The sequence below is a fragment of the Brevibacillus sp. SKDU10 genome (assembly GCF_001645205.1).
Taxonomy (GTDB): Bacteria; Bacillota; Bacilli; order Brevibacillales; family Brevibacillaceae; genus Brevibacillus_B; species Brevibacillus_B halotolerans.
The window spans coordinates 1-20224 of sequence record NZ_LSSO01000168.1 but is presented as its reverse complement, the minus strand read 5'-3'; the positions used below and the strand labels follow the sequence as shown (position 1 = coordinate 20224).

Annotated in this window: 22 protein-coding genes; 9 read left to right on the top strand and 13 right to left on the bottom strand. The window is 41.9% G+C overall.

The genetic code is table 11. The features are described 5' to 3' along the window. The first annotated feature begins 12 nt into the window (after positions 1-12). Positions 13-735 carry a TIGR00266 family protein gene (locus AYJ08_RS14010; RefSeq protein ID WP_031413448.1) on the top strand — a complete coding sequence of 241 codons (723 nt, stop codon included), beginning with the start codon at positions 13-15 and terminating at the stop codon, positions 733-735. A gap of 58 nt (positions 736-793) precedes the next feature. On the opposite strand, the gene AYJ08_RS14005 is transcribed toward AYJ08_RS14010, so the two are convergent. The 5 genes from AYJ08_RS14005 to AYJ08_RS13985 are packed head-to-tail and all read right to left on the bottom strand — an operon-like array spanning position 794 to position 5637. Continuing rightward, positions 794-2335 carry an acyl-CoA carboxylase subunit beta gene (locus tag AYJ08_RS14005; protein ID WP_064018247.1) on the bottom strand — a complete coding sequence of 514 codons (1542 nt, stop codon included), beginning with the start codon at positions 2333-2335 and terminating at the stop codon, positions 794-796. A gap of 15 nt (positions 2336-2350) precedes the next feature. After that, positions 2351-3124 carry an enoyl-CoA hydratase-related protein gene (locus AYJ08_RS14000; protein WP_064018246.1) on the bottom strand — a complete coding sequence of 258 codons (774 nt, stop codon included), beginning with the start codon at positions 3122-3124 and terminating at the stop codon, positions 2351-2353. 13 nt (positions 3125-3137) lie between these two features. Continuing rightward, a complete protein-coding gene (locus AYJ08_RS13995) occupies positions 3138-4022 on the bottom strand; it encodes a hydroxymethylglutaryl-CoA lyase (RefSeq protein WP_064018245.1) in 885 nt (294 codons plus the stop codon). Between the two features lie 50 nt (positions 4023-4072). After that, positions 4073-4285: an acetyl-CoA carboxylase biotin carboxyl carrier protein subunit gene (locus AYJ08_RS13990; RefSeq protein ID WP_031413444.1), complete on the bottom strand. Its 213-nt coding sequence runs from the start codon at positions 4283-4285 to the stop codon at positions 4073-4075. A 5-nt stretch (positions 4286-4290) separates the two neighbouring features. After that, positions 4291-5637: an acetyl-CoA carboxylase biotin carboxylase subunit gene (locus AYJ08_RS13985; protein WP_064018244.1), complete on the bottom strand. Its 1347-nt coding sequence runs from the start codon at positions 5635-5637 to the stop codon at positions 4291-4293. Between the two features lie 204 nt (positions 5638-5841). On the opposite strand from AYJ08_RS13985, the gene AYJ08_RS13980 reads away from it, so the two are divergent. Then, on the top strand, positions 5842-6309 hold the full coding sequence (locus tag AYJ08_RS13980) for an N-acetyltransferase (RefSeq protein WP_064018243.1): 468 nt from the start codon (positions 5842-5844) through the stop codon (positions 6307-6309). A gap of 116 nt (positions 6310-6425) precedes the next feature. Here the strand turns inward: AYJ08_RS13980 and AYJ08_RS13975 are convergent, their stop codons facing one another. The 3 genes from AYJ08_RS13975 to AYJ08_RS13965 form a co-directional block, all read right to left on the bottom strand. Further along, positions 6426-7187, bottom strand: a complete 762-nt coding sequence (locus AYJ08_RS13975) for an RsfA family transcriptional regulator (protein ID WP_064018242.1) — start codon at positions 7185-7187, stop codon at positions 6426-6428. Between the two features lie 141 nt (positions 7188-7328). After that, on the bottom strand, positions 7329-8201 hold the full coding sequence (locus AYJ08_RS13970) for an enoyl-CoA hydratase/isomerase family protein (RefSeq protein WP_082890961.1): 873 nt from the start codon (positions 8199-8201) through the stop codon (positions 7329-7331). Between the two features lie 191 nt (positions 8202-8392). After that, positions 8393-8773, bottom strand: coding sequence for a Spx/MgsR family RNA polymerase-binding regulatory protein (locus AYJ08_RS13965; protein WP_081873119.1), 381 nt, complete (start codon positions 8771-8773; stop codon positions 8393-8395). A gap of 230 nt (positions 8774-9003) precedes the next feature. On the opposite strand from AYJ08_RS13965, the gene AYJ08_RS13960 reads away from it, so the two are divergent. Both AYJ08_RS13960 and AYJ08_RS13955 read left to right on the top strand, forming a co-directional pair. Then, positions 9004-9711: a helix-turn-helix transcriptional regulator gene (locus tag AYJ08_RS13960; protein ID WP_003336661.1), complete on the top strand. Its 708-nt coding sequence runs from the start codon at positions 9004-9006 to the stop codon at positions 9709-9711. Between the two features lie 94 nt (positions 9712-9805). Continuing rightward, positions 9806-10078 (top strand): DUF2626 family protein, encoded by a 273-nt coding sequence (locus AYJ08_RS13955; RefSeq protein WP_064018241.1) that lies wholly within the window; start codon positions 9806-9808, stop codon positions 10076-10078. Between the two features lie 81 nt (positions 10079-10159). Here AYJ08_RS13955 and AYJ08_RS13950 read toward each other — a convergent pair whose 3' ends face one another. Further along, a complete protein-coding gene (locus tag AYJ08_RS13950; protein WP_064018240.1) occupies positions 10160-11359 on the bottom strand; it encodes a class I SAM-dependent methyltransferase in 1200 nt (399 codons plus the stop codon). A 126-nt stretch (positions 11360-11485) separates the two neighbouring features. Between AYJ08_RS13950 and AYJ08_RS13945 the strand changes: the two genes are divergently transcribed. Both AYJ08_RS13945 and AYJ08_RS13940 read left to right on the top strand, forming a co-directional pair. Further along, positions 11486-12589, top strand: a complete 1104-nt coding sequence (locus AYJ08_RS13945) for a hypothetical protein (RefSeq protein ID WP_064018239.1) — start codon at positions 11486-11488, stop codon at positions 12587-12589. Positions 12590-12686: 97 nt separating this feature from the next. After that, the gene (locus AYJ08_RS13940) at positions 12687-13664 is read left to right on the top strand and encodes a hypothetical protein (protein WP_231929111.1); all 978 of its coding nucleotides are present in this window, start codon (positions 12687-12689) and stop codon (positions 13662-13664) included. Between the two features lie 79 nt (positions 13665-13743). Here the strand turns inward: AYJ08_RS13940 and AYJ08_RS13935 are convergent, their stop codons facing one another. Then, positions 13744-14379 (bottom strand): MBL fold metallo-hydrolase, encoded by a 636-nt coding sequence (locus AYJ08_RS13935; RefSeq protein ID WP_031413432.1) that lies wholly within the window; start codon positions 14377-14379, stop codon positions 13744-13746. A 94-nt stretch (positions 14380-14473) separates the two neighbouring features. Between AYJ08_RS13935 and AYJ08_RS13930 the strand changes: the two genes are divergently transcribed. Further along, on the top strand, positions 14474-14977 hold the full coding sequence (locus AYJ08_RS13930; protein ID WP_064018237.1) for a hypothetical protein: 504 nt from the start codon (positions 14474-14476) through the stop codon (positions 14975-14977). Positions 14978-15058: 81 nt separating this feature from the next. Here AYJ08_RS13930 and AYJ08_RS13925 read toward each other — a convergent pair whose 3' ends face one another. The 3 genes from AYJ08_RS13925 to AYJ08_RS13915 all read right to left on the bottom strand — a co-directional run bounded on the left by AYJ08_RS13925 (position 15059) and on the right by AYJ08_RS13915 (position 17958). After that, positions 15059-15634, bottom strand: coding sequence for a hypothetical protein (locus tag AYJ08_RS13925; RefSeq protein ID WP_064018236.1), 576 nt, complete (start codon positions 15632-15634; stop codon positions 15059-15061). A 116-nt stretch (positions 15635-15750) separates the two neighbouring features. After that, positions 15751-16188, bottom strand: a complete 438-nt coding sequence (locus AYJ08_RS13920; RefSeq protein ID WP_064018235.1) for a hypothetical protein — start codon at positions 16186-16188, stop codon at positions 15751-15753. Positions 16189-16623: 435 nt separating this feature from the next. Next, positions 16624-17958, bottom strand: a complete 1335-nt coding sequence (locus AYJ08_RS13915; protein ID WP_064018234.1) for a PhoH family protein — start codon at positions 17956-17958, stop codon at positions 16624-16626. Between the two features lie 266 nt (positions 17959-18224). On the opposite strand from AYJ08_RS13915, the gene AYJ08_RS13910 reads away from it, so the two are divergent. Together AYJ08_RS13910 and AYJ08_RS13905 are read left to right on the top strand one after the other, a co-directional pair. After that, the gene (locus AYJ08_RS13910) at positions 18225-18893 is read left to right on the top strand and encodes a YhcN/YlaJ family sporulation lipoprotein (RefSeq protein WP_064018233.1); all 669 of its coding nucleotides are present in this window, start codon (positions 18225-18227) and stop codon (positions 18891-18893) included. 203 nt (positions 18894-19096) lie between these two features. After that, complete coding sequence (locus AYJ08_RS13905; protein ID WP_064018232.1) at positions 19097-20140, top strand: aldo/keto reductase; 1044 nt, start codon at positions 19097-19099, stop codon at positions 20138-20140. Positions 20141-20224 lie beyond the last annotated feature (84 nt).

The window sequence follows — 20224 nt, the reverse complement described above, 5'->3', positions numbered from 1 at the left end:
GGTGGGTAACGTATGGAATATCATATTATGGGTTCTACCATGCAGGCTCTCCAATTCAACTTGCAACCCGGCGAGCGATTGTTTACTGAATCGGGTTCTATGATTTGGATGAGCGAAAATATAAAAATGGACACCAGCTTTAAAGGGGGCATGCTCAAATCTCTTGGACGCGCCTTCGCTGGAGAATCATTAACATTCACATTTTTTGAAGCCTTACATACGCCAGGAATGATTGCCTTTGCACCTGCAGCTCCCGGCAAAATAATTCCCGTAGCCATTCATCCTGGAAACGAGATTATCGCCCAAAAGCATGCCTTTTTGGTAGGAACAGAAAACATTGATGTCTCTATTCATTTCCAAAAGAAATTAGGCACAGGCTTTTTTGGTGGCGAAGGCTTCATCATGCAGCGTCTAAGCGGTCGCGGAATGGTCTTTCTAGAGCTGGACGGCGAAGTAGCTGAGATGAATCTGCAGCATGGGGAAGTCATAAAGGTGGACACAGCCCATGTTGCAGCCTACGAATCCTCTGTAGATATGAGTATCGAACGTGTAAAAGGCATTAAAAATATCATTTTTGGCGGAGAAGGTTTATTTTTAACAACCTTGCGTGGCCCAGGTAAAATTTGGCTGCAAACCATGACTATCGCCGGATTGGCAGGTAAAATCGCAGCTAACATGGGAAAGTCCGGTAACGGCGGGATGATTAACGGAATTGGAGATTTATTTAAGGATTAACTCCCGTCGTTAGATAACCAACGCTAGAAAGGGACTCCTTACCACGGAGTCCCTTTTTTTACACTGGATAAACCGGATGTTTACGATTGGTAAAGGTTTGCTGTTTACTTTGGTAAGCATCAAAACGCCAAATTAACTCATTTCTTAGCTGAGATGGCTCAATAATCGCATCCACAATCAATTCTGAAGCAAGCAAGTAAATGTCAATATCTTCTTGATATTCTTGCCGTTTTTCCATAATAAACGCCTGTCGCTCCTGTGGATCATCAATTGCTTGAATCTTATTGCTATATACGGCATTCACAGCCGCCTCTGGCCCCATCACCGCAATTTGAGCATGAGGTAATGCGAGAGTCGCATCCGGTTCAAATGCAGAGCTAGCCATCGCATATAGACCTGCCCCGTATGCTTTCCTTACAATTACGGATATTTTAGGCACAGTAGCTTCTGCCATTGCCGAAATCATTTTAGCTCCATGACGAATAATGCCAGCCCGCTCGACCGCTGTTCCGATCATAAAGCCTGGCACATCTGCAAGGAACAGAAGAGGTATATGGAATGCATCGCACAGGGTCACAAAGCGAGCCGCTTTATCTGCTGAATCGACAAATAAAACGCCACCTTTAACACGCGGTTGATTGGCAATAATGCCTACTGGTTTGCCGTTAAGATGAGCTAAACCGGTGATCAGCTCTTGTGCAAATAACTTCTTTATTTCAAAAAACGATCCATCATCTACCAAGGTATCAATTAAATCATACATGTTAAAGGGTGCATTCTGATTTTGCGGTATGAGTGCATTGATATCCTTTGCCGTCTCCACTGGAGATTTTGCTTTTACCGCCGGTGGTAGCTCTTGATAATGTGATGGGAAAAAGCTCAGGTAACGGCGAGCTGATGCAATGGCTTCTTGTTCGTTAGCAGCCAGAACATCACCACAGCCACTTACGCTGCAATGCATTCGAGCCCCACCTAATTCTTCTAGCGATACTTTTTGACCAATAACCATCTCTGCCATCCGCGGAGACCCTAAGTACATACTTGCATTGTTTTCCACCATAATCACGATATCACAAAAGGCTGGGATATAGGCCCCGCCTGCGGCAGAGGGACCAAATAAAATGCATACTTGCGGGATTTTCCCAGATAATTTTACCTGATTATAAAAAATTCGCCCTGCTCCGCGACGACCTGGGAACATTTGCAGTTGGTCTGTAATTCGTGCTCCTGCGGAATCCACCAAATATAGCAATGGCACGCATAGCTTTTCTGCTGTCTCTTGAATACGAATAATCTTTTCTACTGTTCTAAAGCCCCATGATCCCGCTTTCACTGTAGAATCGTTAGCCATAACGCATACGGTTTGTCCGTTTACTTTACCAATAGCGGTAACGACTCCATCCGCAGGTAGATTGCCTGCCTTATAGTTCGCAAACAAACCATCCTCCAGCGTAAATTCCCCTTCATCAAACAATAAATTCAAACGATCACGCACAAACAGCTTACCCTGTTCCTTTTGCTTGTCATGATATTTTTGATCCCCGCCTTGTTTTATGTGCTCCATCCGTTGCCGCAATAGCTCTTCGATTGATTGGCTCATTCTTTATTCCCCTCCTTATTCCCCTCGATATACGGGTTTGCGTTTTTCTGCAAAAGCTGCAAGTCCTTCAAGGCGGTCCTTCGTTGGCACAAGGATTTGGTAAGCATTGCTCTCTAGCGCTAATCCTGTGGCCATATCCACCTCCATGCCATAATCAATCGCCCATTTAGCCTGAGCGAGGGCGAGTGGCGCGTTCAACGCGATTTGTTGAGCTAGAGAAAGGGAAGCCTCAAGCACCTGATTTGCTGGAACAATTTGATTAACCAAGCCAATTTCTAGTGCTTCTTTGGCCCCGATGCGTCGTGCTGTCAAAATTAATTCCTTCGCTTTTCCTTTCCCAATCAGCCTTGGTAGTCTCTGTGTCCCACCGGCTCCTGGAATAATGCCTAAAGATGTTTCCGTTAAGCCTGTTTGCGCTGTCTCGCTCATAACACGCAGATCGCAAGCAAGAGCAAGCTCTAATCCGCCCCCAAACGCAATTCCGTTCATGGCCGCAATTACAGGTACGGATAAACGTTCAACTTGGGTAAATACGTCACGAATCGTACGAATATACTGCTGAACCTGGGATTGCTGCATCGTTTTGCGCTCTTTCAGATCAGCTCCTGAGCAAAATGCTTTATCCCCAGCACCCGTGATGACTACAACGCGTATATCCGTATCCGACGATACTTCCAGCAGTAGACGCTGCAATCGTTCTAACGTCACCAGATTTAAGCAATTGTACACCTCTGGACGTTGAATGGTAAGGATACCCACCTGACCTTGTTTTTCAAGCTGAATAGTCATACGCCCCTCCTCATCATCCTGCTGTCGTCTTTAAGACTTTGGATGGTAATTCTCTGCCTAATATTCTTTGAATAAATTGACCGGCTTCTACCAGCTTATCTAATTGAATCCCAGTCTCATAACCCATTCCATGCAATAAGTACACAACATCTTCTGTGGAAATGTTGCCTGCGGCTCCGGGAGCATAGGGACATCCCCCTAAGCCACCTATTGAGCTATCAAACGTACGAATTCCATGGTGCAGGGCCGCTACTACATTAGCCAGACCCGTTCCCCGTGTATCGTGAAAGTGACCAGCAAACCAAGTAGCTCCCCACTCTTTTTCAAAAGCTGCAAATACCTCGTGCACCTGACGCGGTGTTGCAACACCAATCGTATCTCCGATGGATAGCTGATACACCCCCATAGCAAGAAGCCTTTCCACGACTCGCATACTTTCTGTCAAAGAAACCTCCCCGTCATAAGGACATCCAAACACTGTTGAAATATAGCCTCGGACGCGTAGTCCCATCCGCTGTGCCTCTTGCGCCACCTCCGCCAAGACAGGATAGGTATCCTCTCGTGTTTTATTAATATTCTTGAGATTGTGGGCTTCACTTGCGGACATGAAGATTGCTACTTCATCCACCTGATTTGCAGCGATTCGCTGTAGCCCCTTGAGATTGGGAGTCAGCACACTATAGTGAACATCATCGAATCGGGGGACACCAGCAAGCACCTCGGTAGCATCAGACAATTGCGGAATCCATTTTGGATGCACAAGCGAGGTAGCTTCGATATGGCGAATTCCCGCTTGAGTCAGCTTCGTAATCAGCTCGATTTTATGTGCAGTACTGATTAGCGCATCTTCATTTTGTAATCCATCTCTCGGTCCTACTTCATACACCGTAATCTGCATATGAACTCATCTCCTCAACCGAACGATCGCTCAGTTTGTTTGCAAAAAAATTATTCTAGCTCCAAAAGGACGTCTCCCTCATTAACAAAGTCCCCTATATTGACCTTAACCGATGCTACTTTCCCAGCAGACTCCGTTTGGATAGGCACTTCCATTTTCATGGATTCGAGCATAACAACATCTGCTCCCGCACTTACCTCCGCTCCTGCTTGGGCCAATAATTGAATAACAGTCCCCGCCATACTTGCTGTTACTTGTTTCATCGTAGTTACACTCCTTTAGGTTCTCTCATTTGTTGGATAAATTGGGTGTCGTAGCACCCCTTTTGGAAAGCTGGTTGTGCTAAAACATCCTGTAAAAAAGGCAGGTTGCTCTTTACACCTTCAATTTTATAGCCCTCAACCGCCTTCTGCGCTAGTAAAACCGCTTGTTTCCGTGTCTCACCTGATACTATCAGCTTAGCGATCATCGGATCATAAAATGGCGTCACGATCGTACCAGCCCTCACTGCATCATCAATGCGAACGCTTTCCATCTGCGGTACGTCATAAGCCGTTATCGTACCTGGTGATGGAAAAAAGGTAACAGGATCTTCCGCATAAATTCGCAATTCTATGGCATGTCGTTTTGCCTTGACCTCATCCTGCGTAAAGGATAACGCTTCACCCCGTGCAATGCGGATTTGCCATTCAACTAAGTCAATCCCGATCATTTCTTCTGTTACGGGGTGCTCCACTTGCAAACGAGTATTCATTTCTAGAAAGTAAAAATTGCGATCCCCATCCATAATAAATTCAACAGTCCCCGCACCAGTATATCCAACCGCCTCGGCTGCTGTTATGGCCATAGCACACACGCTAGCTCGCGTTTTTTCATCTAAAAATGGGGACGGGCTTTCTTCCACAACCTTCTGATGCCGTCGTTGAATAGAGCATTCACGCTCCAGCAAATGTAGTGTTGTTCCCTGTTGATCTGCTAGGATTTGTACTTCAATGTGATGCGGTTGCTCGATATAACGTTCCAAAAACATCGTATCATTTCCAAAGTAAGCTTTTGCTCTTCCTTTAGCGGAAAGGAATGCCTGACGCATTTCATCATCGCTGCGGCACACCTGCATGCCTATACCTCCGCCTCCAGCGCTTGCTTTGAGCATAAGCGGATATCCAATGGATGCCGCCAATCGCACAGCATCCTCTGCGGTTTCCAGATGATCTTCAATCCCCGGAACAACAGGCACCCCTGCCCTGCGCATGAGCTGTCTAGCGTTTATCTTATCTCCCATTTGCTCGATAACAGACGGAGACGGTCCAATAAAGAGCATGCCCTCCTGTTCACATCGCTTTGCAAACTCACTATTTTCAGAGAGCAGTCCATAGCCAGGATGGATAGCATCCGCACCTGCTTCCTTGGCGGCTTTTATGACAGCCTCCATATTCAAATAGCTTTGTGGTACTGGCGGTGGTCCAATCCGAATGGCTTCATCCGCTTCTTTGACGAATAAAGCATCTTGATCAGCATCTGAATATACAGCTACGGTTGCGATCCCCATCTGTTTCAGGGTACGAATGATCCGTCTTGCAATTTCCCCCCGATTGGCAATACAAATTTTTTTCACGACCTCCCCCTCCTTTTCACCAAAAAATTAGTCTCTTCTTTATATTGCCACTAATTTGTCAATTGTTCTAGATGTCAGCTAAATTTTTTTCATAAAACCAAATATTTCATCAAAGCACACTTATCAGTATTCAAATTGAGCATTTCTGGGAAATCAAGTGTATAATAAAAAAGCAGACGTAATTTTTGAAAGGGGGCCATATCAATGTATGAAGTAGTACGCTTGCACATTAATTACAAAACATTGGAAGAGTTCCAAAAATTCCGTGAGTTTGGACTTGAAGAGCTGTCCATGAAAGAAGATTTGCAAGCCAATATTATCGAAAACGACTCTGAATCTCCCTTCTACGGGATTTATCATGAAGATCGTTTAGTTGCCCGGATGAGCCTATACAAAATTGATGCCAAGTATGATCGTTATTTTCAACCAAAACAAGATTATTACGAACTATGGAAGCTAGAGGTATTACCTGAATATCGCAATCATGATTATGGAACTGCATTAGTTAACCATGCCAAAAGCTTTTGTTTGCCGATTAAAACAAATTCCCGCTGTAGAGCAGATCAATTCTGGACAAAAATGGGGTTCTTCCCTGTGAAATATAATCCGGTTCGAGATAGAGGAGAGAATCCCTACGTTTGGTTACCAACTACGGTAGGTTTGCAAGACTAACTTTTTTATTGATAAACTACTTGTAAGCAAGCTGACGCATTCTGGTGTCAGCTTTTTCGTATTGTACGAAAAGAGCGATCCACGTAAGGACCGCTCATCTACAACCATCTTCGCGATTATTCAATTCGTTCTAGATTGCCATTTGAATCCATTTTAAAGACTGGCTTAGAGGTTTCCTCTTCTTTTAAAAAGGCCAATCGTCTTGCACGATCCATAATTTGCAGCAACGCTTTATAATCGTTGTTTACCCCAATATGATCCTCTAAATTTTTTCTTAGCTGCATATTTTGCTCTTTTAAATCTTTTATTTCTCGCTCACGCTGTTCTAATTCTCGTTCTAATTGTTTAAACCTGCGAACAACATCTTTATACCCCTGCAACAGCCTAATAGCTGATTCCACCTGCTGTTCCTCACTTATTACTCTGGACGTTTCGATAGCATGTGTGAATGTAGGTATAGGCATCGTTACAGATGGCTTGCTTTCCTGAGCTTGAGCAGTGCTTTCATGTAGATGCAACTGTTGAGAAATAATTGAATCCATCACCGGCTCACTTTTTTGCTTTTCACGTGACTCAGGTGCACTATTTTCTATGGGTTCACTTGAAATCTTGTTATCCAAACGAATTTCAGGCTGGATTCGTCCCAGCTTTTTCATTTGCTGACGCTGCGCCTTCGCAATAGAGATCGCAGCATCATACTGCTTGCGTACAGTGCTATTCCAACGAAACCCGCAGGCGGCGGAGGTCCGCCCTAGTCGCTGACCTACCTCTTCAAAAGCTGCCAATTGGGTACCGCCCTCGCGTATATGGCGAAGCGTTACCTCTGCGAGTACCAGATCATCATCTTCCGTCCAAGCATCTTGTCTTGAAGCTACCATATATAAAGTCCCTCCCGTTAACTGATAAGAACGATGTAGTTCATTCTATGCTTTTCCCTACTCTTGTAGAATAACAATTACTAGAAAAAAGTATCCCCAAGCTGACCGTTCTTTAAACGGGAGTAAATCTACTTAACCTAGCTATTCGCCTTTACGAAAGAATGAACTTATATACTGAAGATGATTTTCGTTGCCCCATAACGTCGCACATTGTTCAAGCTCCATTTGAATCGATTCTTGTAATGACGCGCCTTTCTTCTTCCAAGTTAGCATGTTCATATAAGCTGAAATACTCTTCAAGGGCTGCTTAGCAATCGCCGCGGCGAATTCCAATGTCTTCTCTCTTAGTTTGTCCGCCTGATATACGCCTTCCACTAATCCTATTTGCAAAGCTTCCTCAGGCCCCAGCTTCTCTCCTGTTAGCAGCAAACGCAACGCAATAGATTCTGGCATTTTCGCAAAAAGACGACTACCACCCCCAAAACCCGTAGTAATATGCATCGTAATTTGCACAAAGCGAAAAACAGCCAGCTCACTCATGAAGCGAAAATGACAAGCGCAGGCAAATTCAGCTCCGCCACCGATAGCTGGACCATTTACCATCGCAATGGTTGGCTTTCGAAATAAATCTATTCTGGTCAATAATTGTTCCGCTTTCTGTAATAAAGGCAGGGAATCTTCTCCCTTAACAGCTCCAAACTGATGTAAGTCACCGCCAGATACAAATGCGCTGCCTTCTCCAGTAAACAGAATCACTTTTATAGAATCATCTGTTTCACAACTCGTAAGAGCATCCTGCAATTCCTCCATCATCTCTAGGCTTAATGCATTACGTACATGTGGGCGATTGCAGATAATCTCAGCGATACCATTCTGCTTATGTACTAAGATGTTTTGGTACATGACAAACACTCCCTTCGCAACTGCTTCCATTGTAGTATGGACAAGCTTGTTGCGAAAACCCGTTTCCCCTTCATATTTAGGTAGAATCAATGATTTTTTTAACAAATTCACATGTTGTTACCTGCTAGCAAGCATGAGAAGCAACGTCTAAGAAATTTATTTTCATATACAACAAAAAAAAGTCCACTCGTAAAGGCTTGCTTGCAAATGTGCTGGAAAGCAGTTCAAGGCCTGTTACAATGTGGACATTCTTTTGATAAATGATAAAATAGCGGTAAATCCAATTCGTTACTCAATTCCTTTTATAGAAAAAATTCTTTCATAGCTGATTGATTGTAGCCAACAATTAGATGTTCACCATCTGTTAAAATAGGACGCTTCAATAATGCAGGATCTTCACTTAACATTTCTAATAGTTCAGATACGGTCATATCGTTAATATCCATGTCTAAATCTTTGAATTTCTGACTGCGAGTTGATAACAATTCATCCAGACCGCTTGACGTCATCTTAGCTATTTCCAAAAGCTCGCGCACGCTTGGTGGGTTTTTGAACAGGTGACGTTCTTCGTAATTCACTCCGTTTTCAGCCAACCACGCTTTTGCTTTACGACAGGATGTGCAGCTCGGATATGTAAAAAATGTCAACGTACCGAGATTTGCATCTTTCATAGCTGTTCCCATATTGCATTCCTCCATATAATAAAGGTCTAATGGTAATCTACATGTATTGATAAAGTCACTTTACTTTCTATAGTAGATTCTAGTCCTTCATTAAACACTATGTCAATAGTATTTAATATAAAATCTTAATAAAAATTATTTACAAATCAAAGATATATAACAGAAGCTTAACAATTCACTAGAAATGGGCTACACTATAAGACGAATGTTTTTGAAAGGGGGGATTTTTAATGGAAAAGGCGCAAAAATTAACCAGCGCCCTCGCAGACCCCACACGTTTTTCTATCTATCAATATGTAACCGATGCAAGCAAACCTGTAACAGTTCATGAAGTGGCGGAACAGTTTTCCATTCACCCTAACGTAGCCCGTCTGCATTTGACTAAATTGGAAGACGTTCAATTACTCCAATCTCAACTGGACAAAAGCGGAAAGGGCGGGAGACCTAGTCGACTTTACTCTATTTCGGATGAGGTTGTTAGCCTGCAATTTCCTCCAAGAGACTATCAGCTTTTGGCAGACATTGCTATTGAATCGCTCCTTTCCTTGGGAGTAGCAGGACAGGAAGCTTTAGTTACGATGGGAAAACGCTTGGGTCTAGAAGCGGCTAAACGCGCGCAGGACAAAAACAAACTGACTCCTTCACGTACACTAGAAGACAAATTGGATTGTATTTACCGAATTGCTTTGGCACAGGGTTTGCGTCCTCAGTTTGAGGTAACTGATGATCATCAAGTGCGTTTCCGCGTATTCAACTGTACCTTTTCAGAAATTGCAAAAAAACATCCGGCAAACATCTGCAAAATGCATCACGCTATGCTAGAGGGTATTTTCCAAGCTTACTTTGGCAATATTGAGCTAATACCTGAAACATCAATGATTGGCGGATGCGAGTCATGCAATTATGTAATCGCTAATCTACAAGAACACCTGACATAATTCTGTCAAACCTAAACCGTTTACACTGCTTGACATGTCCTATATAATGAAAACGACAATCTTTTCAAAAAGTTCTGCCAAAGGAGGGATACATATGGATCGTATGTTTCGCGTACTTAGCTTCTGGACACTAATGATTGCTATTATGGCCTTCTGGGGTAAATTATTCCCTATGTCATTGTTGTTCTTCGGATTGACTGCCATTTTCCTGGCCCTTGGTTATATGCGTCTCACGGAAAGAACCTATTTGAATCTTTTCTTCTGTTTTATGTTTGTTTCATTTGTAGGCTTTACGTATTACACGTTCTACGGAATGCCACCAGCATCAGCAGGAGGAGAACATTCATTCCTGCACTTATTAATGTAAAATTAGTTATGTTAAGCACGACAAAGAGCGAACTCCATTTAGGTATTCGCTCTTTTGTTTGTTTCCAGTCTTCACCTGCATTTATTCTCTTTCTCTATCCATTCGCTTCTCTTGTATCAGCACTCGGAATAATCCACCCAATCCACTGGGTAAAATCAACTGCTGGATGGCTCGATTACGCTTCATTGCTACACTAGTAAACGGATCAGTGTCCTGATGTGCCTGAGCCTTGTCTAAAATGCCATTTGCAAGTAAAAACTGATCTTGGCGTGTAAACGATTTAGTCAAAAGCCCTACCTCAGCCCCACACTCGATCAATCTGCTAAAATTAACATGTGCGGTTATGTCCTGTTCTCCTAGCCGCTCTAAATAATCTTCATTCATCTGATGCTGATAATAGCAAGCAAGAGTTCCATTTTTTCGACTAGGATGATACAAATCCTCTGCTAAATCCCCATAGTCAATACTGATTACTTGTCCACGTTCTAGCATGCTGCTCAAGGCGATCATCACCTCGTTTACTCCTGCCTGTACCTCTATGCGCATCCCATCTGGTAATCCTGTTGGAAGCTTATTGATGATAGCGGTTATTTCCGGAGATATTTCAGGCATATATCCTTCATGAAAAATAAAAGCTTGAGCCTCATCTGAATCTGCTGGTTGCTTCCTTTCTGATGCTGTGGATAAGCTAGCTTGCTGGGTGATTGTTTCCCGTTTTTGATCGAAGCCAATGCCGATTTCATGCCATTTCCCACATACCCTTTCCAATAAGTGGACAGGAAAGGCATCAAAATATTCATTAGAGAAAATGACACCCTGAAATCGCTCGTTTCTGGCCGCTTCCTCTACTGTTTTGTACCAGATTTTTGGAAGTGAAAAATCCTGTAACCTCACTTTTTGTAAGTTAGCATGATATGGACTTATTTCTACCATAATTACTCGCAGTCTCGCATATAATTTGGCATCTACCTCTCTGATTCTGGTCAAAATCTGTTCCATCAGTCCTCCTGTTCCTCCCCCTACTTCCATCAACACAGGGTTCATCATTTCGTTATCCTTAAAAAACAGGAGAATAGAATCAGATAATGTTTCACCAAAGATGTTACTCACTTGAGAACTAGTATAAAAGTCCCCTTTTTTCCCCACCTTATTTCTCTGTTTCATGTAATAGCCAAAATCTTGATGATATAAACAAATAGCCATGAATTCAACAAATCGAATCATTTTATTCTTCTGATTTTTCATTTCTTTGCATAGATATCTTCTTAGTTCTGATGTCATGCATTTACATCTCCTTAAACAACAAATAAATTCGTTAAAAATATGACAACGTTTTTTTTTACACACAAACGAGGAAAGAACGTCTATAATGGTATAGGTATTATGCAAAAATTTAGGAGGTTTATCATGAAAACGTTTAAGTCCAAGCTACCAATCTTTCTTGCCATCTTTGCTATGTTTGCCCTTCTTCTCGTTGGCTGTGGGGCTAAACAGCAGTCAGGAAAAGATGTAGCACAAGAAGCTTACAAGAAACAACTTTCTTTGAACTCTTACAGCTTTAGTGGTTCCTTGAAATTCAAAGTAGATGCCACAGATGAGCAGCTACAAAAAGATCCACAGGCGAAAATGGTTCTAGATGTATTAAAAAATTCTGAGCTTTCCTATCGCGGAAACCAATCTGTAGAGCCTTTCCAAACAGAACTTATCCTTGATGCAAAAGTAAATATGCAAGGTGTTAACACCACTTTCTCAGTACCAATGATTATGAATCAAGATAAAATGTGGATTAAGGTTCCTGCTATTGGATTTATTCCTGGTATGGAAAAATTAGAAGGTAAATACATTGAACTTGATTATAAAGAAATGAAACAAATGGCTGAAGCTCAAGGCCAACCAGCAAGCGTACCTGATTTCTCACCTGAAGCAATGAAAAAACAAAAAGAAGCAACTGTTAAAATCGTTGATTCCCTCTTTAAACACTATGGTCCTGATTATTTTGTAGAGGCTAAAAAAGAAGAAATTGCTAATCTACCTGCTGATGTAAAAGCTGATCGTATTATCAACATGAAATTAACTAATGATAATTTGATTCCTTTCTTAAAAACAACAGTAGATAATGTGATTCCTGAAGTGGTTAAAGTGATGTCTGAAACACCTGCTTATAAAGATATCTTAGCACAAGATTCCAATCAACTTGAGGAAATGAAAAAAGGTTTGAAAGAAGTTTCTGCCGAAATCGACAAAAACAAAGATTTGATCAAATCAAACTTTAACATCCAAAAAGCAAATACTTATGTAGTAGTTGATAAAGACAATAATATTCCATATCAATTAGTAGATTGGGATGTAAAGGTTTCTGATAAAGAAAAACCTGAATATGGCACAATTGGTATTGCGCTTAGCTTTGAACAAAAGACTTCTAACTTCAATGTAGCTCCTAAATGGGAACTTACACTTCCTAAGTCTGATGAAGTTATTACACTATCTCAATTACAACAAGGCTCCTTTTAATTATTGACAAAAGCCTATGTCTAAAAGAATCCTATTTTTCCTTTGTTTCTTGTTGGCTCTTCCTCCGTCTTTAGCTACAGCGGAGGAAGCCCTCCCTTTGGAGAAAACGATTTTGCAGCAGCATCTAACCCAACTGGAGTTAGAGCGTAATCTTCAGCTTTTAAAGCTGGATGAGAGTAAACTCAATCGGGATTTGGCAGAGCTTGAACTAGAAGCAAAGAAGCAAGAACTTACGATCTCATCCAAACGCAAACATGCTGGAAAAGTAGCTAGAGCCTATTACATGGGGAAACGAAATGATTTGTTAACCCTGCTGTTTAGTGCAGACGATTTCAATCAGGTGCTGACAAGCGCACGGCTTTTGGAAATCATTTTTACCAGTGACATGAAAAAACTGGAGAGTTTTCAACTAGAGCTAGCTCACGCCAATGACTTGTCTTTACAAAAGCAAAGTCAGCTTAAAAAGATTAGAGAATTACGGCAGATGTACGAAAAACGTCTTGCTGATATGATTGCCATTAAACTGTTGAAGGAAGAGAATCTGCAAAAATTGCCTGATTCCTCTTCTGTGGAAGCATTAATGGAAAATCTTATTAAGGATTGGCGTTCGCGCGGCTTACCTGTGTTCCAAGACTTTTTTGGCGTGCTGGCTAGAGTGATGCAGGATCTTCCTCAACTGATTACTCCGGATCACATTCAGTCCGAAGGCTTGTTCACTCACAAGCTAACGATTACAGAGGAGGAATTTAATAAGTTCTTGCTTTCAAAAGATCCGATCTTCCAGCATGCGTACTTTTCATTTGACCATAACCAGCTGGAAGTAGTAGGTAACTACAATCAGGTGAATTTGAAAATTATAGGTTCTTACGAAGTGGTCTCGCCCACAGAATTAAGGTTTCATATTAACAAACTAATGTTTGATGGTTATGAACTTCCAGAGAGCACAGCAGAGGAAATGGCAAAGGAATATGACCTGAGCTTTTATCCTGCGTTGATCAACCCAAACATTCACGTTCAAGAAGCCACTTTGAATGAACACAAGCTTCAAATTAAAGTGAAATTCAATATCTTGTAGAAGAATTCAATTTCCATACAAAAAAGCTAGCACAGGAACCAATATCCTTGCTAGCTTTTTGCTTTTCTAAATAGAACAGTTATCCAAGCGAACCAGAAACATACGGATTAAATGTTTTTTCCCGATCAATTGTAGTCAGTGGTCCATGCCCCGGATAAACAATTGTCTCGTCAGGCAATTCAAAGAGCTTATCTTGAATGCTTCTAATCAATGTATTGTAATCTCCACCTCTTAAATCGGAGCGTCCGATTGAGTTAGCAAATAAAACATCTCCACTAAAACAATGCTGACCGATTACATAAGTGGCACTTCCCGGAGAATGGCCTGGTGTGTGTAACACTTGGATGGACAGACCTGCTAATTGAAGCTCTTGCCCTTCTTCTACCATGTATTCAGCAGGTTCACAGATAATGGGTGCGAATCCAAAGCGTTGTGAACCATTTAATTCAGGATCAGTCAGCCAGCTCTGCTCGATTGAATGAATGTATACAGGCGCTTTCGTTTGCTCTCGAAGCTCTGTCAGTCCACCAATATGATCTAAATGAGCATGAGTTAGTAGAATAGCCACTACCTTCTCTGACTTCATTGCTTGCAGTAAGGGGCCAGGATTCATACCTGGGTCAACCACGATCGTCTCCCCAGTCTCCACATTTTTAATCATATAAGCATTTGTCTCAAACGGTCCCAATTCAACAGAACGCACTTCTATGTTCATAAAAAACTCCTTCCCTTGCCTTAGCCGTTGTCTTTTCATACAATGGCAATAATTGCTACAGTATTATAGTATCAGAGAGATAGGAGGCAAAACAATGGTACCTCTTGTATATGGTGTGGAAATAGAAATGCCCAAAGGAAAGCTCCCCGGATTTTATGCACAATTCGTACATAAGATTGGCGAACAGGTAAAAGTAATCGATCGGGATAAAAAATTAATGATCGTGTCCACCGAAGACGACCAACAGCAATTATTGCAGATCGCTGCCAGATATCAGGCGGAAACCGAATGTTTCTCCTTGTGGTTGCTTCCAGAGGGCGTGACAAGCCCGAGGCTGAGCGATTATGGTTTTATCAGTTTACATGACCGTCAATATGTCTATGCTAATCTCGTGAGCTTTTTTCGGTTTTCAGACAATCCTCTTACTCATGATCATCAGGAAGCATATGAACAAATGGAGCAGTATATTCTGGTTTCCTTTACCGCTAAGGATCAAACCATCTATATTGTTGACACGAATCACAAGGAGCTACTGGATCAACTAGCTAGCCGTTATAAGGTTATACTGGACTGGCATCCAGGCATTCCTTCTGCATAAATTCGAATGAATCTCTAACATACACAAACGAAAAATAAAAAGCATCTCCGCCCAGTAGGAGATGCTTCTTTGTTGGTAAGATCAGCTATTCTCAGCCATCATATCGAAGCGATAGCCAATGACCTTGCCGTTATTTATACTAAATGTCACTTGATATTTACTCCCTTTATACGTAAGCTCCTTGTCCCCAGCTACTTCTCCATAGATCTGCTTCACCTTGTCTATACTGTCATACATAGACAACCCTCTGTTGGTTTTAAATGTATCACTTTGCTCCTGTGGTATGCCACCGACCATGATACTGGTTACTACACCTTTTTGGACCGTTACCAATACCTGTGCCTGATCTGCAAATAAAATGCCCGTAGTAATATTTCCTTCGCCTTTTGCTAACTGTTCAACCGTTAGCGATTCTCGACTAATCATATCCATAAATTCATATTTTTCCGGCTTCAAGGCATCCATGACTTCTTTAATTCCTTCTCCAACATGTGCTCCTCGAATCCCAAACTCCTTGGCATTTTCAGGATCAAATGCGGGAGCGAGGGTTGTGTTTTCTGTAGGAGCTAAAGATGTGGTCCCCGTAGGCTGACAGCCTGTCAACGCTACAACAGATGCAAGTACAGCACTTCCCACATTCATTTTCCAATTTCTCATCTTTTATGTTCCCCTACCTTGGCATTCATCGTATGTTGTTCCGTATAATCAAAGCAATATCGATATCTTACCCTAGGGAGAATAAAGTTCGCAAGTTTTTACACAATTTGATTTCGTTACTTCCCACTAATTTTCTGCTTTGGCTTAGGAGGTAAATGGTTGCTGACAGTCTGCTGGTATCCTTGTAGGATTTTTAAGATGGCATGAAAGAAAGGCGAACCAAACACAGCCACAATTCCCCATGTCCAAATACGGGCTCCCCAAGCATCAGCTACATAGACTGTTTCTACTCCCATAAGGATTTGTGCGGGATCCAAACCTAATTCAGCAAAGATACAGCCTGCCGCTACAACAGAGAATACGAGATTAAATAGCTTTTTTAGCTGTTGTTTTTTACAAGCCTCACAATGTGCCTCACAGCTATCATTTTCTGGTACATAATCATACGTAAGAAAAGGAATAGCGCTTTTGGCTATCTCTGTTACCCCAGCGGCTGCACTGGAAACGGCCGTTATATAGATCAAAAAGGAAATGGTTGAATCTAATGTCACCATGGTAAAGTCCCTCCTTGATACATATGTATGTGCAAAGAAAGACGGGCATGTCCACAATATTCTGTTATATAAGCTCATTTTTCCCGCTATTACATAACCTAACAAAAAGTACAAAAGCCGCCTCTTTAAAGAGACGGCCTTTGGTCGGGTTGTTTTTAAATGCTTAGGCAATCGTCACTCTTCTTTCGTTCATCCACCTTTTAAGAAAGCGATTACTAAAGAAAAAATGATCAGCCATTTCATTTGGGGTAATAACGATTTTTGCGTGCGACCATTCGCCTCCTGATTAAAATAGGCACTTCACTAGCACAGGCTAGTGAAATGTCGCCTGATTTATCTGGAGTGATCCCACACATTCGTTACCAACAACCTCAACAAATATATTTTACCTAAGACACCCTGATCTTATACATTCTTTTACACTGACAATACACCTTAGAGAATATCAGCAGCCAATTGAGCTAACACGCTGCGCTCCCCTTTTTCTAGCTTAATATGACCCGCTAACTTTTGATCCTTAAACATTTCAACCACATAGGTAAGTCCGTTATTGCTTTCATCCAAATAGGGGTGGTCAATTTGCTCTGGATCGCCCATCAAGATAATTTTAGAGCCCTCTCCTACTCGAGTTAAGATGGTTTTGACCTCATGCTTTGTCAAATTCTGCGCTTCATCAATAATAATATATTGCCCCGGAATGGACCTTCCCCTGATATAAGTCAGAGCCTCCACCTGAATGCTTCCCATCCCATCTAAAATTTTTTCTAGGTCACCAGATTTCTTTGTGTTAAATAGATACTCCAGATTATCGTAGATGGGCTGCATCCAAGGACGAAGCTTCTCTTCTTTTTCACCGGGAAGGTACCCAATATCTTTTCCCATTGGCACAATCGGTCTTGCAATCAGCAATTTCTTATACTTTTGTAAATCCTCAATTTGCAACAAACCCGCGGCAAGTGCAATCAGGGTTTTTCCCGTTCCTGCTTTCCCTGTCATCGTTACTAAAGGGACATCATCTCGCAATAATAATTCAATAGCCATTTTTTGTTGGGCATTGCGAGCCTTCACACCCCAAATGGAATCATCATTGGAGACAAGAGGCTCATAATATCTCGCTTCTCCATCAATTTTACCAATAGCAGAAATAGATGGATTACATTCGTCCTTTAAAATCAGGAATTGATGGGGATAGAAGTCTTCATAAGGGAAGACTGTCTTCAGACTAAGACGGCGCGTGTTGTAAAACAACTTAATTACATCTGAGGGGACCGTTCGGTTTAGATAGCCAAGATAAATGCTTGAATACTCCCGAACCACTCGATCCGATAAAAAGTCCTCTGCGGTTAACCCTAATGCATCTGCTTTGACTCTCATTAAAGCATCCTTGCTAACCAAAATGACAGGACGTCCTTGGCCAGTGGTCCTTTCTTCCTCTTGTAGATTAAGTGCGACTGCTAGGATTCGATTGTCATTAGTCATCTCATGGAATTGTTTCTGCATGTTCCCCATCGTAGAATGATTTAATTCCACCCGTAGAGTAGCCCCCGTATCCAATTGTATACCCTGATGCAAATGACCACTGAGTCGCAATCGGTCTAAGAGCCGGGATACATGCCGAGAGTTACGACCAATTTCATCCATATACCGTTTTTTTGAATCCACTTCTTCTAATACGACTGCCGGAATGACGATATCGTTGTTGTGAAAGGAGTAGATCGCCATTGGATCTTGCAGGAGTACGTTGGTATCAATTACATAGATTTTTTTCAAATCATGATTCGCCTCCCCTTACCCATCTTCCATATTTTATGCACAATTTGTCATCTTGTTTGCTGGATTTCCTTTCTTTCTTCGCTTTTTTTAGGGTAACCTGACCTACAGGAAGAGCGTGTAAAAGTTATCTGATAGTCCATTTCTATGTAGCAAGAATAAAAGATAGACGAACTCCTTGTCCGTTCGTATAAAAAGCAATGGGGAGCAAACACTAGTGGCATAATACTCGAAAGTAAGCTCCCGTGGAAAGGATTGGACAAAACATGAGACGACTTATCTATACTCTAGCTTGTTGCTTAGTACTTGCGGCTTGCCAAACCAATAATCAAAAACCGCAGACGCAAGGAGCAGGAACCCCTGAAGGCGTTCAAAATGTAGCAGGTTCCCAGCAAGGCAGTCATCCAGCTAAATCAAAAACACAGCGGGTAGAACAAACACAGCCTACCCCTCGCTATGATCAATCTCCGCAAGCTACAGCCGACCGTTTGGTTAAACTGGCAAACAATGTAAAAAACGTTAAAAATTCTACAGCCGTTGTATTAGGCAAATATGCCATTGTAGCTATCGATGTAGACGATAAGCTAGATCGGCCCGAAGTAGGGGTTATTAAATATTCTGTAGCCGAGGCCCTCAAGGAAGATCCGCAAGGTGCTACTGCCTTAGTAACTGCTGATGCGGATTTGCGTCAACGGTTAGTAGAAGTACAAGCTGATATGACGAATGGCCGACCTGTAGCAGGCATTTTGGAAGAACTGGCTGATATCACGGGACGTATTATTCCTCAATTCCCAAGTGATGTTATAAGAAGGGAACAGCCATATCAGAATGGACAACAGCCAGGCACCAGAACACAGATGCCCGGAGCTAATAATATGAAGCGACCTGGAAAAGAACCTCAGCAAAAGCCAGGCCAGCCCTATATGAATCAATAAAGCATGCCTTACAACCTATCCCTGCCCTACATCACTGGCTTTGGATAGGTTGTTTTGTTGCTTCCTGCTTTTTGTCAGATTGACAGTACTTGACACCATTCAGTCACATGTAAGTATATAAGAACTTTCAAAGCGTAAAACAATCATGGTAAGATAAGGCATAGTTGATTATTATTCTTATTATTAAGAAGGAGAGATTATCTATGAAATACAGAACTCTTCCCGGCACAGATCTTTCTGTCTCTGAAGTAGGCTTCGGCGTATGGTCTGTAGCAACTAAATGGTGGGGCGTTTCTGATGTAGAAATGGGAAAACGCTTGCTTCGCTCTTCTTATGATGAATATGGGGTAACTTTTTTTGATACAGGCGACGTATATGGAAATGGTTTAGGAGAAACCATCCTAAAAGATGCACTTGGCGATATTCGCGACAAGGTTGTCATTGCTACGAAATTTGGCTACGACATTTATAATATTCCTGGTGAACGAAAAGGGCATTCTGAATTGCCGCAAAACTGGTCCAAAGAAAATATTCGCTATGCTTGTGAGCAAAGCTTAAAACGACTAGGTACTGATTATATTGACTTCTATCAACTACACAATCCACGTATGGAATCCGTACTAAGTGACGAGATTCATGAAACATTGGAGCGTTTGAAAGAAGAAGGAAAAATCCGTCATTACGGAGCAGCAATGGGACCTGATATCGGCTGGGAGGATGAATCCATCGCTGCCTTGAAGCGTCCAGGCTATGCTGCCATTCAAATTATCAATAACATTGTTGAGCAAGACCCTGCACGCAATTTATTCCCAATTGCTGAACAAGAAAAGCGCGCGCTGATCGTTCGCGTACCTCACGCTTCCGGTTTATTGGATGGCAGCTATGACCCTGATAAACACTTTGATAAGAGCGATCATCGTAGTCATCGCCCTACAGCTTGGATGCAAGCTGGCGTTGAGGTTGTACAGGAAATGAAACAAAAAGGCCTATTTGATGGCAAAGATAGAACCATTGGGCAATTAGCAATCCAGTTCTCTTTATTTAGACCAAGTGTAGTAAGCGTTCTTCCTAACATTACTAGCGATGCAACGTTGAAAGAATTTGCACTAGCTTCTGAAGTAGCTCCACTTACAAAAGAACAATTTGAAATGATTGATGCACTCTGGGTAAATGGGTACAACGAACGTCTGAAACAGCATATGTCTAATACTCAAACGAAACCAACACCTATTTTGCATGAAGCATAATTGGCTTCTTGGGTAATTGACTTGAAAACCGTATGCTTTACACAGACTGAAAAAAAGTTCCTCACTAGTAGTGAGGAACTTTTT

Coding starts and splice junctions, on each gene's coding strand:
- AYJ08_RS13990 (WP_031413444.1), bottom strand. CDS start 4,285: ATGAAACAAGTAACAGCAAGTATGGCGGGGACTGTTATTCAATTATTG.
- AYJ08_RS13955 (WP_064018241.1), top strand. CDS start 9,806: ATGGATCGTATGTTTCGCGTACTTAGCTTCTGGACACTAATGATTGCT.
- AYJ08_RS13980 (WP_064018243.1), top strand. CDS start 5,842: ATGTATGAAGTAGTACGCTTGCACATTAATTACAAAACATTGGAAGAG.
- AYJ08_RS14000 (WP_064018246.1), bottom strand. CDS start 3,124: ATGACTATTCAGCTTGAAAAACAAGGTCAGGTGGGTATCCTTACCATT.
- AYJ08_RS13930 (WP_064018237.1), top strand. CDS start 14,474: ATGGTACCTCTTGTATATGGTGTGGAAATAGAAATGCCCAAAGGAAAG.
- AYJ08_RS13945 (WP_064018239.1), top strand. CDS start 11,486: ATGAAAACGTTTAAGTCCAAGCTACCAATCTTTCTTGCCATCTTTGCT.
- AYJ08_RS13920 (WP_064018235.1), bottom strand. CDS start 16,188: ATGGTGACATTAGATTCAACCATTTCCTTTTTGATCTATATAACGGCC.
- AYJ08_RS13905 (WP_064018232.1), top strand. CDS start 19,097: ATGAAATACAGAACTCTTCCCGGCACAGATCTTTCTGTCTCTGAAGTA.
- AYJ08_RS13950 (WP_064018240.1), bottom strand. CDS start 11,359: ATGACATCAGAACTAAGAAGATATCTATGCAAAGAAATGAAAAATCAG.
- AYJ08_RS13925 (WP_064018236.1), bottom strand. CDS start 15,634: ATGAGAAATTGGAAAATGAATGTGGGAAGTGCTGTACTTGCATCTGTT.
- AYJ08_RS13995 (WP_064018245.1), bottom strand. CDS start 4,022: ATGCAGATTACGGTGTATGAAGTAGGACCGAGAGATGGATTACAAAAT.
- AYJ08_RS13910 (WP_064018233.1), top strand. CDS start 18,225: ATGAGACGACTTATCTATACTCTAGCTTGTTGCTTAGTACTTGCGGCT.
- AYJ08_RS13960 (WP_003336661.1), top strand. CDS start 9,004: ATGGAAAAGGCGCAAAAATTAACCAGCGCCCTCGCAGACCCCACACGT.
- AYJ08_RS14010 (WP_031413448.1), top strand. CDS start 13: ATGGAATATCATATTATGGGTTCTACCATGCAGGCTCTCCAATTCAAC.
- AYJ08_RS13935 (WP_031413432.1), bottom strand. CDS start 14,379: ATGAACATAGAAGTGCGTTCTGTTGAATTGGGACCGTTTGAGACAAAT.
- AYJ08_RS13965 (WP_081873119.1), bottom strand. CDS start 8,773: ATGGGAACAGCTATGAAAGATGCAAATCTCGGTACGTTGACATTTTTT.
- AYJ08_RS13975 (WP_064018242.1), bottom strand. CDS start 7,187: ATGGTAGCTTCAAGACAAGATGCTTGGACGGAAGATGATGATCTGGTA.
- AYJ08_RS14005 (WP_064018247.1), bottom strand. CDS start 2,335: ATGAGCCAATCAATCGAAGAGCTATTGCGGCAACGGATGGAGCACATA.